Consider the following 14,278-nt stretch of genomic DNA (forward strand, 5'->3'; position numbering starts at 1 on the left):
GAGATGGCGAAACCCCAGCAGCAGATGTTTGCTTGCTTCGCTGAAGCAATCCTGCTGGAATTCGAAGATATCCACACCAATTTCAGCTGGGGGCGCAACAACATCAGCCTCGAAAAAATGGACCTAATTGGCGCCGCCTCGCTCCGCCATGGCTTCCAGGCCCTGGGCCTCGAAGACCAGGCTGCTGTTCCTGCCCGCCAAGACGCTCTGGCCCCAGCCTGAGTCCACCACCCACAAACACCACCGCCCGTCCCCAAGCCATGGCCCGCCGCGCTCTGTTGGACTTTGAAAAGCCCCTGGTGGAGTTGGAGGAGCAAATCGAGCAAATCCGCCAGCTGGCCCGCGATTCAGAGGTGGACGTGAGCCAGCAGCTACTCCAGCTCGAAACCCTTGCCACCCGCCGTCGCAGCGAAATTTTTGAGGCCCTAACGCCTGCCCAAAAGATCCAGGTGGCCCGCCATCCCCAGAGGCCCAACACCCTGGATTACATCCAGGTGATCACCGATGAATGGGTGGAGCTCCATGGCGACCGCCGCGGCAGCGACGACCAAGCCCTCGTTGGTGGCGTGGGCAGGATCGGCGACCAGGGGGTGGTACTGCTTGGCCACCAGAAGGGGAGAGACACCAAGGAAAACGTGGCCCGCAATTTCGGCATGGCCTCGCCAGGGGGCTACCGAAAGGCGATGCGCCTGATGGAGCATGCCGATCGCTTTCGGCTGCCGATCCTCAGTTTCATTGACACCCCTGGCGCCTACGCAGGAGTGCTGGCGGAAGAGCAGGGCCAGGGCGAAGCGATTGCGGTCAACCTGCGGGAGATGTTTCGACTACGGGTACCCGTGCTCGCCACGGTGATTGGGGAGGGGGGCTCGGGGGGGGCCCTTGGTATCGGCGTAGCCGACCGACTGCTGATGTTTGAGCACAGCGTTTACACCGTTGCCAGCCCGGAAGCCTGTGCGTCGATCCTCTGGCGCGATGCCGCCAAGGCACCAATTGCCGCAGAAGCCCTCAAGATCACCGGCCCTGACCTACTGCAACTGGGCATCGTTGACCAGGTGCTTCCCGAACCCTGCGGGGGCAACCATTGGTCGCCCCTGCAGGCAGCCGAAACCCTGAAGGCAGCACTGCTTGAGCAGCTCAACCAGCTCCAAAGCCTGAGTGAAGCGGAATTGCTGGAACAGCGCTATGCCAAGTTTCGACGCATGGGCCGCTTCCTGGAAAACGGCGTCCCAGCTCCTTCGCTGAGCACCTAATCCCCATGCCGAAAAACCCGTGCCTGTTGCCCTGATCACCGGCGCCTCCCGCGGCATTGGCGCAGCGGCGGCGGCGGGCTTTGCCAAAGCTGGCTACGACCTACTGCTGCTCTCCCGGCCCGGCCCCGATGGCCTGCCCAGCCCAGAGCTCGAGGCCGTGGCAAATGCCCTGCGCACCCAGGGCAGGAGAGTGGAAACCGCAGGCATTGACCTGGCCGATGCAGGCAGCACGGAAGCAGCCATGGCCGAACTGCTCCAGCGCGGCCTCCTGCCCAACGTGGTTATCAATAACGCCGGCGCCGCCTACACGGGCTCCCTGGCGGCCATGGATCTGGCCCGCTGGCAGTGGCTACTGCAGCTAAACCTGACCGCCATTTTTCAGGTCTGCCAGGCCGTCATTCCCGCCATGCGCCAGGCCGGTGCAGGCCTCATCATCAACGTGAGCAGCCACGCAGCCCACAACACCTTTGCCGACTGGGGTGCCTACGGCGCCAGCAAAGCCGCACTGGTGTCCTTCAGTCGCTGCTTGGCCGCCGAGGAACGGGCCCATGGGATCAGGGTCTGCACCCTCACCCTGGGGGCGGTAAATACGCCCCTTTGGGACAGTGAAACGGTCAACAGTTCGTTTGATCGCCGTGCCATGCTTGATCCTGGTCAGGTGACTGAGGCCCTGCTTGTTCTGGCCCAACAGCCCTCCAACCAGGTCATCGAAGACCTCACACTTATGCCGGCTGTCGGCGCTCTCTAGAGCTATCAAATGACGTCCACCCTGCCTTCCAGCCTCCCCGCCCGGGCAACTGCTCCCGAGATGGGGCCAGGCCCGGTGAGCTTGCGCATCCGCGAGCGCCTAGATGCCGCCCAGGTGCCCTACCTGGCCAACGACAACATTGCCGACCATCTAGAGGATGGTGAGCTCGACCAGCTCGAAATCGAAGTGGCTGGCAAGGTGCGGGAGCTGCTCCGCAGCCTGGTGATCGATATTGACAACGACCACAACACAGAAGAAACGGCCGAGCGGGTAGCTCGGATGTATTTGCACGAGGTTTTCAAGGGGCGTTATCACGAGCAGCCCAAGATCGCCAGCTTCCCCAATGTCAAGAAGCTCGACGAGATCTATACGGTTGGCCCGATCACCGTCAGGTCTGCCTGCTCCCACCACCTGGTGCCAATTCTGGGCAACTGCTGGATTGGCATCAAACCCGGAGACCAGGTGATTGGCCTTTCCAAGTTCTCCCGGGTGGCCGACTGGGTTTTTTCCCGCCCCCACATCCAGGAGGAGGCGGTGATCATCCTGGCTGATGAAATCGAACGTCTCTGCAAACCCCAGGGTCTGGCGATCCTGGTCAAGGCGCAGCATTACTGCATGAAGTGGCGCGGCGTCAAAGAGCCCCAAACCTCCATGGTCAATTCAGTGGTTCGGGGTGATTTCCGCCACGATCCCAGCCTGAAGGCCGAATTCTTTGAATTGGTCAAACAGCAGGAATCAGTTCTGTACTGAATTCCTGCCGTAGCGAACCAGCCCCTAAAAAGAATTGGCCGGCTGAATCGGGCCCACGGCAGGGCTGGCCTGGCGCTGGCTACCCGTAGCAGTTGGTTGGGCCACCACCAGCATCACCTGGTTGGATACATCGCTGGCGCCCAGCACGTAGGTCGGACCAGATGCCCCCTGGATCAAAATCCAATTGCTGGCGCCAGGCTGGCGGCTGTACCAATGGAAGGCCCCAGGAGGCAGGCTGGCCAGAAGGTCGGCGTTGATCGTGGCGGCCAAGATCTGCCCCTGCACCGCCTGACCCGCCAACACCAGTTGATTGAGGCCGTTGATCTGCTGCTGAACTGCTCCCTCTAGCTGGATATCGCTGGCAATCTCAGAGCGCAGGGCCTTGATTTGCGCTGCGGGCTGGGGGCTGACCCCGGGCACGCAGGAGAGCAGGCCATCCACAATTTGGCAACCCACCAGGTCCTGGGCCCTGCCGGCATCAACTGAAAGGCCAGCAAAGGATCCAAGCAGGGAAAATCCCAGCACCGAAGCGCCAAGCAGGGTCGTTCTGAAACGCGGTTGCGAAGTCATCAAAGATCGGTTGAAGTTCCCTGATCTTGGCTGTTGTCGCGCACCGCAGCCACCAGCTCCTCCACCAGTTGCAGATCCTTGTCGCCTGGGGCACGCTCCACCCCACTCGAAGCATCCAGGCCATCGGGCTTCAGGCGGGCCAACACCTTGGTCACCCGATCGGCCCGCATGCCACCGGCCAGCCACCAGGGCAAGGGGGGAGCAAAACCCTCGAGCCACTCCAAGGGAATGCGATGGCCGCTGCCCCCCAACTGATCCGGCACCCAGGCATCCAAAAGCAGGGCATCCACCGCATCGCCATAGGCCATCGCCCCAGCCAGATCGGCAGCAGAGCGGATGCGCAGGGCCTTCCAAATTTCACAACCGAGCTGCTGGCGCAAAAAACTGCACCGCTGCGGACTCTCACCACCATGGAGCTGGAGAACCCGATGGCCCCAGCTGGGTTTAAGGCTGTCAAGCTCTGCATCGCTGGGATCGGCAACCACCAGGACCCCTTGGCAGAGGGGATTTATCTCCGCCACGCCAGCAAATAGCTGGCGGCGCTCAGGCTGGGGCAGAAACCTGGGCGATTGGGGCACAGCAATCACACCAATCGCAGCCACCCCCAGGCCAGCCACAGCCTGGGCCTGGTCCAGCCGGGTCAAGCCACAGATTTTGAGGTTGGGGGATGGGAAGCCCACTGTTAGCGATGGGGAGGTGAAATGGGTATGTCGGAGCTGGCGGGCGGGGAATTTAGCTCGGTACGCCGTACCTTTCTAGGATCGATGGACGGGGTCCAGCCCTGGAGATGGACTTACTCGAAGGGGGCAACCGTGGGCGATGGCTGGCAGGTAATGACAATCAGGGGCATACCCCTGCGGGTGCACCCGAGCTGGTTTGTAATTTTGGTGCTGGCCACGGCGGCCTTCTCCCAGCAATACGCCGCCAGGATCGAACCGTCCATTTCGGTGCCCACCCAGTGGGGCATGGGGTTTGTCACAGCCCTACTGCTGTTTGTCTCGGTTCTGCTGCATGAACTGGGCCATTCCCTGGTGGCCCTGGCCCAGGGTGTGAAAGTGCGCAGCATCACCCTGTTTCTGCTCGGTGGAGTCGCCAGTGTCGAGCGGGAATGCAGCTCGGCCATGGGGGCCCTGCAGGTGGCGGTGGCCGGTCCTGCGGTCAGCCTCGTGCTCGGCTTCGCCCTACTGGCCATCAGCCAGGCCGCGCAAAATTCCTCCCCCCTGCTGGGTTCCATGGCCGGCGAATTGGGGGCCCTGAATCTGGTGCTTGGCCTTTTTAACCTGCTGCCCGGCCTGCCCCTAGATGGGGGCTTGATCGTCAAGGCCCTGGTCTGGCAGTTCAGCGGCAACCAGCGCCGGGGAGTGGAGGTGGCCAACAGCTGTGGCCGCTTTCTGGCCTTCACGGCAATCGGCCTAGGCGCACTTTTGATCTTTAAGGGTTCCGGCCTAAGTGGCACCTGGCTGATCCTGCTGGGCTGGTTTGGCCTGGGAGCAGCCCGCAACCAAAGCCAGTTGCTGACCCTGCAGCGCCTGTTGCAGGAGATGGCAGTGGCCGATGCGGCAGGCCGGCGCTACCGGGTACTGGAGGCCAATGGATCCCCCAGGGAGCTCAGCCAAATCCAGCTGGGTGAAGCCAAGGAAATGGGCCAGGGGGATTGGCTGCTTGTCTGCGATCGGGGCCGCTGGAAAGGCGTGATCGATGACGCGCTCCTCCAACAACTGCCCGTGCAGCGCTGGGACACCGACCGGATTGGGGACCACATCAAACCCCTCGATAGCCTGCCGGCGATTGCGGCCACGGCCCCCCTCTGGCAGGCGGTACAACAACTAGAAGATGGGAACCACAGCCGGCTGCTGGTGCTCAGTGCCGCTGGTTTGCCCTGCGGCACCCTGGAGCGCCCCGAACTCGGGGCCGCGGTGCTGGCCCGCCTAGGACTGAAACTCCCTACCCCCCTACTGGAAATGGCCCGCAGGCAAAACACCTATCCCCTCGGCCTGGGCCTGCCCCAGGTGGTGCGCACGATGGTGGCTACCGGTGAGGTGCAAGCTCGGGAAGCAACCGACTGATCTGCTGCCATTCGGACTCCTGCAGAGGCTCAAGCGAGCCAGGCAGCAGGGCTGCTGGCAAGGCCAAACGGGCGGCGGCCAGCAACTGTCCCTCAAGCTCCTCGCTGGAAAAAGCTAGGGGAGTAGGAGATTGGCCAAAAAGCTGCTGCCACAGCTCTGGCGGAGGATTCACCGGAATTGAGCCGTGCTGCAGCAGGTTGCCCTGGCGCCATAGCTGGGCATTGCCAATTCGCTTGACGCCCCTGGCGTTTACCAAATCAGCTGGCGTACGCAGCGCAAAACAATTGCCGCTGCTCCCCAGCGCCTGCTGGTCGCCAAATTGCAACGGTTCTCCCATGGCGGCAAAGGCCCTTTGCAGCCAGGTGCAACAGAGGCGATAGGCCTCCTGGCGATTGGCGGGAGCCCCTGGCCACACCAGGGCATAGGTGAGGTCGCCGGCATGCAAAACCGCCCGCCCGCCGCTGGGCCTGCGCACCATATCGATCACCCCTTGCTCAGCCAGGCTTGACCAGTGGGACGGCCACTGCTGCTGGTGAAAACCCAGCGACAGGGTTGGCCGCTGCCAGCGATAGAGCCGGAAGGCCGGTCGCCCCTGGTCCAGCAACCAGCGATCCAGGGCCATCTGCCAGCTACCTGCCAACTCCAGGGTTGGCAGCCACCGGGCCCCAGCTGATGGGTTTAGGGCTGGAGCTGGGGCACGGTTGGCCATTGACCCAGATTGCCTGGAGAAGCAGGCAGCAACTCCCAAAATCCCGAATCCAGCTCGTAACCCAAGACTGCCGCCATCTGGGCCAAACCCTGGCGGCAATTGAGACCCTGGCCCTGGGCCCAGGCATCTAGCCCAAACAGGCGATGGGTAATCCAGAGCTCCAGGGCCTCTGGAGCGAAGCGAATGCCCTCGTTGCGGCTGAAATGGTGGGGCAACAGCATCGCCACATGGCGGGTGAGCTGGCCGCTAGCCCGCTCTAAAACCAGGGGCAGCCATGGATAGGTGGCATCCGCATAGAGGGTCCAGAGGCGAAGCTCGGCAATTTCGGAAAGTTCGCGCGGATCATCGGCCTGGCGGGGCCAGAGGTAGCTGAGCTCTAGGCAGCCCGCAGCTCTGACCAGATCAACAGCCCCAAGCTCGGCCCAGCTGGCCAAGGGAGTCAAATCCAAGCGCCCGATGGCAGCGGCGCCAATTTCTACGGCCCCCGGAGCGGCCCCCGCAGCGGCCCCCGGTGCGGCCCCTGGCGCGGCCATGGCCCCTTCCTCTTGTGCTTGCACTTGATCAAAACTCCCTGGGTCAATGGCCATCAAGAGCTGTGACAGCAGGCCATTAATTCCAGGACCGTAGCTACTTCAAGCAGAACAATGGATCAACCACAACTTCTATTGAGCCATGGTGTCTTCCCTCAGCCAAGCCGAAATCCTGATTGCCCTGGTGGTGGCTGCCCACGCTGGCGTTTTGGCCGTTCGCCTCTGCTTCAGCCTCTACGAGGCCTGATTCGGGAAAACTGATCCTGAAATCCTGTTCGGATAGGGGGGATAGATTGCAGCGGCACGCTTTAACCGCTAAAAAACCCTCAATCCGGCGTTGGTTTATCAATTGGCAATCCGGTCACGCCCCCACCAGCCGGCAGCTAGCAAGCCCAGCAATTTGCTTAGCAAACCCACCATTGTGCCCTCGAAACATGCTGTGTTTGGCAGCAATGGTGAGCTGCTGAGCCTTTCATCTGCCAGCCAAGAGTTGCTCTGCAGCCTGGTGGGCCTCACGGTCAAGCTCAGCTTGGTGGCGGTGACTGGGGTAAGCCTGATGAGGCTTGGTGTTGCCTACCAGGAGCGGATGGAGCGCCAAGGCGAATTGAGTGCGGTGCTTGAACTGGAGAACTCAAAGCTCAGCAAGGCCCGTGACCGATTTGATCAATTGTTTGCCGCAGGCGGAGAACAACAATTGATCCGCGAACAAAATCAGTGGATTTCCCCCAACAAGCTGAGGGTCGTCTGGCAGCGCCAGCCGTAGGTTGGAGCCCCTTAGCCAAGCTGGCCCATCCATGGCTGCCATCTCCCGCACCGGAACCGTTCTGATAACCGGTACCACCTCGGGAGTTGGACTCAATGCCACAAAGGCCCTGGTGGCCAGGGGCTGGACCGTGGTCACCGCCAATCGGGACCCGGTCAAGGCGGCGGCGGCGGCCCAAGCCATGGATATTCCAGATCAATTCCTAAACCATCTGCGCATGGATTTAGGCGATCTGGATAGCGTCAGGGTTGGTGTCGAAACCCTTGTGGCCTCCCTGGGCCAGCCCCTAGATGCCCTGTTGATCAATGCGGCCGTCTACAAGCCCCGCCTTAAGCAACCCGAGCGATCCCCCCAGGGTTACGAGCTTTCAATGGCCACAAACCACCTGGGCCATTTCCTCCTGATCCAATTGCTGCTGGAGGAAATTCAACGCTCTGAGCACCCCTCCCGCAGGGTGGTGATCATGGGCACCGTCACGGCGAATTCCAAGGAGTTGGGCGGCAAAATCCCCATCCCGGCCCCAGCGGACCTCGGCGACCTGGCCGGCTTCAAGGCGGGATTTAAGGCTCCGATCGCCATGGCCAATGCCAAGCCCTTCAAGCCCGGCAAGGCCTACAAGGACAGCAAGCTCTGCAACATGATCACCACCCAGGAACTGCACCGCCGGCTCCACGCCCAAACCGGGATTGTGTTCAGCTCGCTCTACCCGGGCTGCGTGGCTGACACGCCCCTTTTTCGCCATGCCCCAAGGGCATTTCAAAAGATCTTTCCCTGGTTTCAGAAAAACATCACCGGGGGCTACGTGAGCCAAGCCCTAGCCGGTGAGCGGGTGGCCCAGGTGGTAGCCGATCCAGAATTTGCCAGCTCCGGGGTTCACTGGAGCTGGGGCAATCGCCAAAAGGAAGGCGGCAAGCAGTTCAGCCAGGAGCTATCTGGCAAGGCCAGCAATCCAGAAACGGCCCAAGGGGTCTGGGATCTCTCCAAGAAGCTGGTGGGCCTGGCCTAGCCCAAACAGCTAACCATCAAAGGCGGCGGCGGAAACCATCGCCACCAAAGCCATTGCTTGCACCCCTATCGCCGTCGTCGGAGCTACGGCTGAGCTTCCACACGTTGCGGCTGACCCGCCGGGCCAACAGGCCGCCGCGCTCCACCAGGGCAGTACCAGGCCTGGCCCCCAGCAGGTGGCTCACTTCAGCGGTGCTCAAGGGGGCGCTGGTCTGAATTGCCAGCTGAATCAATTCGAGCCGTTGGCGCAGGGCGGCCAGGTCCGCTTGACCACCATCCTCTCCCTCATTCCAGGACCAGGGCAGGTCCTGGCCGGCGGCGGCCATTTTCTGCATCAAACCCAGGCCAATGAAGGCCAGGGCCTGTTCGGGCTTCACCCCATCGGCGGCGGCCTGGGCCATCCATTCCTGCATCGGTTTAGCGGTGGTGGAGGTAGTGGTTGTGGCGGTGGCGGTCTGGGAGTTGCGCTTGGTGGCCATCGGAATCAGGTCCAACGATGGCTGGACGGTACCGGCTCCTTTTCAGGCCGCAAGGGCCTGGCGGCTGAGAGGTAAAGTCTCGCCACCAGTAAGTAGCGCGGGGCGAGCCACATAATTAGATGCCCCCAAGCTCGCTGCCACCCTCGAGATCTGCCGCCCGGATAGGGGCGAGATCTGGAGCCCTTGGGGCCAGATCTGGTGAGCGGACTGCAATTACGGGCACAGTGGTCAGCGGCGAGAGCAGCGGAGCCAGCTGCGTCATCACCACCGACAGCGAAGGTTCAAGGCTGGCGCGGCAGTCCAGCCACGTGCAGTCGATTGAGCTGCGCACCTACGTTTTCCTCGATTCCCTGCAGCCCCAACTGGCTGCCTACATGGGCACGGTCTCCCAGGGATTCCTGCCCATTCCAGGCGATGCCTGCCTCTGGCTTGAGGTGTCGCCGGGGATGGCGGTGCACAGGGTCACGGACATAGCCCTCAAGGCCAGCACCGTGCGCCTGGGCCAAATGATCGTGGAGCGGGCCTTTGGCTCACTCGCCCTCTACCACCGCGACCAGAGCAATGTGCTCCACTCCGGCGATGTGGTGCTGGAAGCGATCGGCAGCAGCATCGAGCGCCGCAGCCGCTGTGAAGTGAGCTGGACCGAAATCATTCGAGCCATCACCCCAGACCATGCGGTGCTGATCAACCGCCAAAACCGGCGCGGCTCGATGATCCAGTCGGGGATGAGCATGTTCATCCTCGAAACCGAGCCCGCCGGCTACGTGCTCATAGCGGCCAACGAGGCAGAGAAGTCGTCCAACATCACGGTGGTGGATGTCAAAGCGGTCGGGGCCTTCGGTCGCCTCACCCTGGCTGGCAAAGAGGGCGATGTGGAGGAGGCTGCAGCTGCGGCGATGCGGGCCATTCACCACATCAACCAATCTGCCCAATAGGGCTAGAGGCCCAGCAGACGCCTTAGGCCCGGGGCCAAATCCCTGGCCGCCTTGCCTCGGCTACCCAGCCTGAAGCGCAGGTGTGCGCCCAAGGATCCGTAGCTATTACCGGCCTCGCGCACCCAAAAAATCGGGTCGTAGCCCCCACCGGTTCCAACAGGAGCCTGCAGAATTTCGCCACGACAAATTCCCTGCGACTCCAGCACTGTGGTGCCCGAAGGATCGGCCAGGGCCATGGCGCTATTAAAACTGGCGCTTCGGTAGGGGGTGTCGCCCAGCTCGCTAAGCAGTCGCTGGATCCGCTCCCGGTCGGTGGGGGCATAGCGGGCAGAAAAGACACCGGGAGCCCCACCCAGGGCATCCACCTCCAGGCCAGAATCGTCGGCCAGGGCCCATTCGCCGGTGAGCCGGGCGATCGCTTCGGCCTTCAACCGGGCATTGGCGGCATAGGTGCTACCGGTTTCCTCGATTTCCACCCCATCCGGTTGCTGACGGACCTCGAGCTCCACCGCATCGAGCATGGCCGAAATTTCAGCCACCTTGAAGGGGTTGCCACTGGCTATCACCAGAACTGGCCGCTGCACGGATGCCCCCTCGGATCGGGCCATTGTGCCCGCCCAGGGCGCCGCAGTTTCAAGCAGCGTGTCGCATCGCCGGTGGGATGTCAGTTAACCGCTGCCAGGGACCTATCGTTCCGCGACCTTGGTGGCCAGAACCCGCATGGAGACAAGCCTGGTTCTACAGAACCTTCTAACCCCACCGGTTCTGTTTTTCTTTCTCGGGGTACTGGCGGTGCTGGTGGGCTCAGATCTGGATATTCCAGCGCCCCTGCCCAAACTCTTCTCCCTCTACTTGCTTCTGGCGATTGGCTTTCGCGGTGGCCTGGAACTGGCCCACAGCGGCCTAGGGGGCCAGGTTCTGCCGACGATCATGGCGGCGATTTTGATGTCACTGGCCGTGCCTGTTTACAGCTTTTTGATCCTTAAGCTCAAACTCGACAACTTCAACGCCGCCGCCATCGCTGCCACCTTTGGCTCGATCAGTGCGGTCACCTTCATCACCGCCCAGAGCTTTCTCGAAAGCCAAAAGATCCCCTTCGACGGTTTCATGGTGGCGGCCCTTGCCCTGATGGAGTCGCCGGCGATCATCGTGGGCCTGCTGCTGGTGAAACTGGCCGCACCGCAAAAAAGGCCCGACGAAAAAGGGATGCGCTGGGGGGCCGTGCTGCAAGAAGCCTTCCTTAACAGCTCTGTATTTCTGCTGGTGGGCAGCCTGATTATTGGCGTGCTGGTGGCCAGTAGCAGCCCCCATGGGGCGGAGAAGATGCTGCCCTTCACCGACAAGCTCTTCTACGGGGCCCTGAGCTTTTTCCTCCTGGACATGGGCATTGTGGCCGCCCAAAGGCTTTCAGATCTGCGCAGGGCAGGGCCCTTCCTGATTGGCTTTGCAGTGCTGATGCCCCTGTTCAATGCCCTAGTGGGGGTTCTGATCGCCAAGGGGCTAGGACTGGGCCATGGCAACGCCCTGCTGTTTGTGGTGCTTTGCGCCAGCGCCTCCTACATCGCCGTTCCAGCGGCGATGAGAATGACCGTGCCGGAGGCCAACCCAAGCCTCTACATCTCCACGGCCCTGGGGGTCACCTTCCCCTTCAACATCATTGTGGGCATTCCTGCCTACATGGCCCTGGTCAACAAATTTCTCCCCGCCGCCAGCTAAGCCATGAAACGTGTTGACCTAATCCTGAGCGAACGGGAGCTAGACCGGGTAATCAGGGCCATCGAGGCCTCCGGCTGCCCCGGCTATTCGGTGATGCGCCACGTGACGGGCAAGGGGCCCCACGGCGAAGTTTCCGAAGCCATGGACTTCAGCGGTCTGGGGGCAAATGCCCATGTGATCCTGTTTTGCGAGCCCGAACTTCTGGTGAAGTTGCGGGAAGGGATCCAACCCCTGCTCGATTACTACGGCGGGGTGGCCTTCGTTTCCGAAGCAACAACTCTTTAACTGAACAAAAAATTCGGCCGCGGTCAACACCAAAAGCCGCCAAGGTGCTCAAATTCACACCATTGAGAACCCCTGCAAACACTGGGCCCAGAAGGGATCCCAAAGTTTTGTAAGCAACTAATCAGCCTCACTTATCAATGGCAGCCAAGAAGGTGATGGCAAAACGGGCCGAAATGGCTTGACGGGAGGCTGATCAGACGAGCATGGTTGCTTGCGAACATTCCACCCCCTCCTTCAGGAGCAGGCAATGGCTAACGAATCCATGGGCATCGCCCTAGGCATGATCGAAACCCGGGGTCTTGTCCCCGCGATCGAAGCGGCAGACGCAATGACCAAGGCCGCAGAAGTGCGCCTCATCGGTCGCGAATTTGTCGGCGGCGGCTACGTCACCGTGATGGTCCGTGGCGAAACCGGTGCCGTCAACGCAGCTGTGCGCGCTGGCGCTGATGCCTGCGAGCGCGTCGGCGACGGCCTCGTGGCAGCCCACATCATTGCCCGCCCCCACAAGGAAGTGGAGCCCGCGCTAGGCAATGGCAACTACGCAGGTCAAAAGGACTGAGTTGAACGACGCCTGAGGCGTTAAACCAACCCATTCCCTTACCGACCCAACCGCAGAAACTCCATGAGCAAGAAGTACGACGCCGGGGTTAAGGAGTACCGCGACACGTATTGGACTCCTGATTACGTCCCCCTAGATACCGACCTGCTGGCGTGCTTTAAGTGCACCGGCCAGGAAGGCGTCCCCAAGGAAGAAGTTGCCGCAGCCGTGGCCGCTGAATCCTCAACCGGCACCTGGTCCACTGTGTGGTCCGAGCTCCTCACCGATCTCGACTTCTACAAAGGCCGTTGCTACCGCATCGAAGACGTTCCTGGCGACAAGGAAGCCTTCTATGCCTTCATCGCCTATCCCCTCGACCTGTTCGAGGAAGGTTCGATCACCAACGTTCTGACCTCCTTGGTCGGCAACGTGTTTGGTTTCAAAGCCCTGCGCAACCTGCGCCTGGAAGACATTCGCTTCCCGATGGCGTTCATCAAGACCTGCATGGGTCCCCCGAACGGCATCGTGGTTGAGCGCGACCGTATGAATAAGTACGGCCGTCCCCTCCTGGGTTGCACCATCAAGCCGAAACTCGGCCTGAGCGGCAAGAACTACGGCCGGGTTGTGTATGAGTGCCTCCGCGGTGGTCTTGACTTCACCAAGGACGACGAAAACATCAACTCCCAGCCCTTCCAGCGTTGGCAGAACCGTTTCGAGTTCGTCGCTGAAGCCACCAACCTGGCCCAGCAGGAAACCGGCGAGAAGAAGGGGCACTACCTCAACTGCACCGCCGCCACTCCTGAGGAGATGTATGAGCGGGCCGAGTTCGCCAAAGAACTGGGCCAACCCATCATCATGCACGACTACATCACCGGTGGCTTCACCGCCAACACCGGTCTTGCCAAGTGGTGCCGTAAGAACGGCATGCTGCTGCACATTCACCGTGCAATGCACGCTGTGATTGACCGTCACCCCAAGCACGGCATCCACTTCCGGGTGCTGGCCAAGTGCCTGCGCCTCTCCGGTGGTGACCAGCTCCACACAGGCACCGTGGTCGGCAAGCTAGAGGGCGACCGCCAGTCGACCTTGGGCTACATCGACCAACTGCGTGAATCCTTCGTTCCCGAAGATCGCAGCCGTGGCAACTTCTTTGACCAAGACTGGGGTTCCATGGGCGGCGTGTTCGCCGTGGCCTCCGGCGGTATCCACGTGTGGCACATGCCCGCACTGGTTGCCATCTTTGGCGACGATTCCGTGCTCCAGTTCGGTGGTGGTACCCACGGTCACCCCTGGGGTTCCGCCGCTGGTGCAGCAGCCAACCGCGTGGCCCTCGAGGCCTGTGTCAAGGCTCGCAACGCAGGTCGCGAGATCGAGCGCGAAGGTCGCGACATCCTTCTGGAAGCCGCGAAGCACAGCCCCGAGCTGGCTATCGCTCTTGAGACCTGGAAGGAAATCAAGTTCGAGTTCGACACCGTCGACAAACTCGACGTCAACTGATTAATCCATTTCCATCCACCTAAAGGATCCCCATGCCTTTCAAGAGCACCGTGGGTGACTATCAAACAGTCGCCACCCTGGAGACATTCGGCTTCCTCCCGCCGATGACCCAGGACGAGATCTACGATCAAATCGCTTACATCATTGCCCAGGGTTGGAGCCCGCTCGTTGAGCATGTCCATCCCAGCAATTCCATGACGACCTACTGGTCTTTCTGGAAACTGCCCTTCTTCGGCGAGAAGGATCTTGGTGTAATCGTGAGCGAGCTGGAGGCTTGCCACCGCGCCTACCCCGACCACCACGTGCGTTTGGTTGGCTACGACGCCTACACCCAAAGCCAGGGCTCCTGCTTCGTGGTTTTCGAAGGCCGCTGATCTTCGACCCTGAAGTTCATTGCGAACTTCAATGTTGATCTTCACGGACAAATCCGGTCCCAG

Annotated in this window: 19 protein-coding genes and 1 pseudogene; 14 read left to right on the top strand and 6 right to left on the bottom strand. The window is 61.5% G+C overall.

From position 1 onward, the window contains the following. The 4 genes and pseudogenes from KBY58_RS07855 to folE all read left to right on the top strand — a co-directional run. Nucleotides 1-222: pseudogene (locus KBY58_RS07855) on the top strand (hypothetical protein); the annotation flags it as partial. 38 nt (nucleotides 223-260) lie between these two features. Further along, nucleotides 261-1,250 (top strand): acetyl-CoA carboxylase carboxyltransferase subunit alpha, encoded by a 990-nt coding sequence (locus KBY58_RS07860; RefSeq protein WP_254934018.1) that lies wholly within the window; start codon nucleotides 261-263, stop codon nucleotides 1,248-1,250. 19 nt (nucleotides 1,251-1,269) lie between these two features. Beyond that, nucleotides 1,270-1,998: an SDR family oxidoreductase gene (locus KBY58_RS07865; protein ID WP_255003820.1), complete on the top strand. Its 729-nt coding sequence runs from the start codon at nucleotides 1,270-1,272 to the stop codon at nucleotides 1,996-1,998. A gap of 9 nt (nucleotides 1,999-2,007) precedes the next feature. Continuing rightward, complete coding sequence (folE, locus tag KBY58_RS07870; protein WP_396099348.1) at nucleotides 2,008-2,748, top strand: GTP cyclohydrolase I; 741 nt, start codon at nucleotides 2,008-2,010, stop codon at nucleotides 2,746-2,748. 24 nt (nucleotides 2,749-2,772) lie between these two features. Here folE and KBY58_RS07875 read toward each other — a convergent pair whose 3' ends face one another. Both KBY58_RS07875 and KBY58_RS07880 read right to left on the bottom strand, forming a co-directional pair. Further along, on the bottom strand, nucleotides 2,773-3,318 hold the full coding sequence (locus tag KBY58_RS07875; protein ID WP_255003822.1) for a hypothetical protein: 546 nt from the start codon (nucleotides 3,316-3,318) through the stop codon (nucleotides 2,773-2,775). After that, entirely contained in the window at nucleotides 3,318-3,962 is a 645-nt protein-coding gene (locus KBY58_RS07880; protein ID WP_255003823.1) for a phosphoribosylanthranilate isomerase, read from the bottom strand. Before KBY58_RS07880 ends, KBY58_RS07875 begins: the two co-directional genes overlap by 1 nt. A 168-nt stretch (nucleotides 3,963-4,130) precedes the next feature. Here KBY58_RS07880 and KBY58_RS07885 point away from each other — a divergent pair, with 168 nt between their 5' ends. Further along, a complete protein-coding gene (locus KBY58_RS07885) occupies nucleotides 4,131-5,384 on the top strand; it encodes a site-2 protease family protein (RefSeq protein ID WP_255003842.1) in 1,254 nt (417 codons plus the stop codon). On the opposite strand, the gene KBY58_RS07890 is transcribed toward KBY58_RS07885, so the two are convergent. Further along, a complete protein-coding gene (locus KBY58_RS07890) occupies nucleotides 5,347-6,093 on the bottom strand; it encodes a lipoate--protein ligase family protein (RefSeq protein ID WP_255003824.1) in 747 nt (248 codons plus the stop codon). The two genes, KBY58_RS07885 and KBY58_RS07890, sit on opposite strands and share 38 nt — an antisense overlap. Continuing rightward, nucleotides 6,063-6,650: a CRR6 family NdhI maturation factor gene (locus KBY58_RS07895; protein WP_409995731.1), complete on the bottom strand. Its 588-nt coding sequence runs from the start codon at nucleotides 6,648-6,650 to the stop codon at nucleotides 6,063-6,065. Before KBY58_RS07895 ends, KBY58_RS07890 begins: the two co-directional genes overlap by 31 nt. 115 nt (nucleotides 6,651-6,765) lie before the next feature. Between KBY58_RS07895 and psaM the strand changes: the two genes are divergently transcribed. From psaM to KBY58_RS07910, 3 genes are all read left to right on the top strand, one after another. Continuing rightward, nucleotides 6,766-6,870: a photosystem I reaction center subunit XII gene (gene psaM, locus KBY58_RS07900; RefSeq protein WP_254933489.1), complete on the top strand. Its 105-nt coding sequence runs from the start codon at nucleotides 6,766-6,768 to the stop codon at nucleotides 6,868-6,870. 174 nt (nucleotides 6,871-7,044) lie between these two features. After that, complete coding sequence (locus KBY58_RS07905) at nucleotides 7,045-7,386, top strand: hypothetical protein (protein ID WP_255003825.1); 342 nt, start codon at nucleotides 7,045-7,047, stop codon at nucleotides 7,384-7,386. A gap of 31 nt (nucleotides 7,387-7,417) precedes the next feature. Beyond that, nucleotides 7,418-8,392: a protochlorophyllide reductase gene (locus KBY58_RS07910; protein ID WP_254933491.1), complete on the top strand. Its 975-nt coding sequence runs from the start codon at nucleotides 7,418-7,420 to the stop codon at nucleotides 8,390-8,392. Between the two features lie 16 nt (nucleotides 8,393-8,408). On the opposite strand, the gene KBY58_RS07915 is transcribed toward KBY58_RS07910, so the two are convergent. After that, nucleotides 8,409-8,870 (bottom strand): hypothetical protein, encoded by a 462-nt coding sequence (locus KBY58_RS07915; protein ID WP_409995732.1) that lies wholly within the window; start codon nucleotides 8,868-8,870, stop codon nucleotides 8,409-8,411. A 224-nt stretch (nucleotides 8,871-9,094) separates the two neighbouring features. On the opposite strand from KBY58_RS07915, the gene KBY58_RS07920 reads away from it, so the two are divergent. Continuing rightward, nucleotides 9,095-9,805 (top strand): BMC domain-containing protein, encoded by a 711-nt coding sequence (locus KBY58_RS07920; RefSeq protein WP_255003826.1) that lies wholly within the window; start codon nucleotides 9,095-9,097, stop codon nucleotides 9,803-9,805. A 2-nt stretch (nucleotides 9,806-9,807) separates the two neighbouring features. On the opposite strand, the gene KBY58_RS07925 is transcribed toward KBY58_RS07920, so the two are convergent. Continuing rightward, nucleotides 9,808-10,413, bottom strand: coding sequence for a non-canonical purine NTP pyrophosphatase (locus KBY58_RS07925; RefSeq protein ID WP_255003827.1), 606 nt, complete (start codon nucleotides 10,411-10,413; stop codon nucleotides 9,808-9,810). Between the two features lie 112 nt (nucleotides 10,414-10,525). Between KBY58_RS07925 and KBY58_RS07930 the strand changes: the two genes are divergently transcribed. The 5 genes from KBY58_RS07930 (at nucleotide 10,526) to KBY58_RS07950 (ending at nucleotide 14,215) form a co-directional block, all read left to right on the top strand. Beyond that, nucleotides 10,526-11,521, top strand: a complete 996-nt coding sequence (locus KBY58_RS07930) for a sodium-dependent bicarbonate transport family permease (protein ID WP_255003828.1) — start codon at nucleotides 10,526-10,528, stop codon at nucleotides 11,519-11,521. Between the two features lie 3 nt (nucleotides 11,522-11,524). After that, nucleotides 11,525-11,806, top strand: a complete 282-nt coding sequence (locus KBY58_RS07935) for a P-II family nitrogen regulator (protein WP_254933495.1) — start codon at nucleotides 11,525-11,527, stop codon at nucleotides 11,804-11,806. A gap of 247 nt (nucleotides 11,807-12,053) precedes the next feature. Next, entirely contained in the window at nucleotides 12,054-12,365 is a 312-nt protein-coding gene (locus tag KBY58_RS07940) for a BMC domain-containing protein (RefSeq protein WP_254934022.1), read from the top strand. Nucleotides 12,366-12,428: 63 nt separating this feature from the next. Then, nucleotides 12,429-13,841: a form I ribulose bisphosphate carboxylase large subunit gene (locus KBY58_RS07945; RefSeq protein ID WP_254933496.1), complete on the top strand. Its 1,413-nt coding sequence runs from the start codon at nucleotides 12,429-12,431 to the stop codon at nucleotides 13,839-13,841. 32 nt (nucleotides 13,842-13,873) lie between these two features. Further along, the gene (locus tag KBY58_RS07950) at nucleotides 13,874-14,215 is read left to right on the top strand and encodes a ribulose bisphosphate carboxylase small subunit (RefSeq protein WP_254933497.1); all 342 of its coding nucleotides are present in this window, start codon (nucleotides 13,874-13,876) and stop codon (nucleotides 14,213-14,215) included. The last annotated feature ends 63 nt before the right edge of the window (nucleotides 14,216-14,278 follow it).

Source organism: Cyanobium sp. HWJ4-Hawea (genome assembly GCF_024345815.1).
In the GTDB taxonomy this organism is placed as follows: domain Bacteria; phylum Cyanobacteriota; class Cyanobacteriia; order PCC-6307; family Cyanobiaceae; genus Cyanobium_A.

What these genes read in the sequence shown, in the direction of transcription:
- KBY58_RS07925 (WP_255003827.1), bottom strand. Translation starts at nt 10,413, where the DNA reads ATGGCCCGATCCGAGGGGGCATCCGTGCAGCGGCCAGTTCTGGTGATA.
- KBY58_RS07950 (WP_254933497.1), top strand. Translation starts at nt 13,874, where the DNA reads ATGCCTTTCAAGAGCACCGTGGGTGACTATCAAACAGTCGCCACCCTG.
- KBY58_RS07875 (WP_255003822.1), bottom strand. Translation starts at nt 3,318, where the DNA reads ATGACTTCGCAACCGCGTTTCAGAACGACCCTGCTTGGCGCTTCGGTG.
- KBY58_RS07910 (WP_254933491.1), top strand. Translation starts at nt 7,418, where the DNA reads ATGGCTGCCATCTCCCGCACCGGAACCGTTCTGATAACCGGTACCACC.
- KBY58_RS07945 (WP_254933496.1), top strand. Translation starts at nt 12,429, where the DNA reads ATGAGCAAGAAGTACGACGCCGGGGTTAAGGAGTACCGCGACACGTAT.
- psaM (WP_254933489.1), top strand. Translation starts at nt 6,766, where the DNA reads ATGGTGTCTTCCCTCAGCCAAGCCGAAATCCTGATTGCCCTGGTGGTG.
- KBY58_RS07930 (WP_255003828.1), top strand. Translation starts at nt 10,526, where the DNA reads ATGGAGACAAGCCTGGTTCTACAGAACCTTCTAACCCCACCGGTTCTG.
- KBY58_RS07940 (WP_254934022.1), top strand. Translation starts at nt 12,054, where the DNA reads ATGGCTAACGAATCCATGGGCATCGCCCTAGGCATGATCGAAACCCGG.
- KBY58_RS07915 (WP_409995732.1), bottom strand. Translation starts at nt 8,870, where the DNA reads ATGGCCACCAAGCGCAACTCCCAGACCGCCACCGCCACAACCACTACC.
- folE (WP_396099348.1), top strand. Translation starts at nt 2,008, where the DNA reads ATGACGTCCACCCTGCCTTCCAGCCTCCCCGCCCGGGCAACTGCTCCC.
- KBY58_RS07860 (WP_254934018.1), top strand. Translation starts at nt 261, where the DNA reads ATGGCCCGCCGCGCTCTGTTGGACTTTGAAAAGCCCCTGGTGGAGTTG.
- KBY58_RS07935 (WP_254933495.1), top strand. Translation starts at nt 11,525, where the DNA reads ATGAAACGTGTTGACCTAATCCTGAGCGAACGGGAGCTAGACCGGGTA.
- KBY58_RS07890 (WP_255003824.1), bottom strand. Translation starts at nt 6,093, where the DNA reads ATGGCCAACCGTGCCCCAGCTCCAGCCCTAAACCCATCAGCTGGGGCC.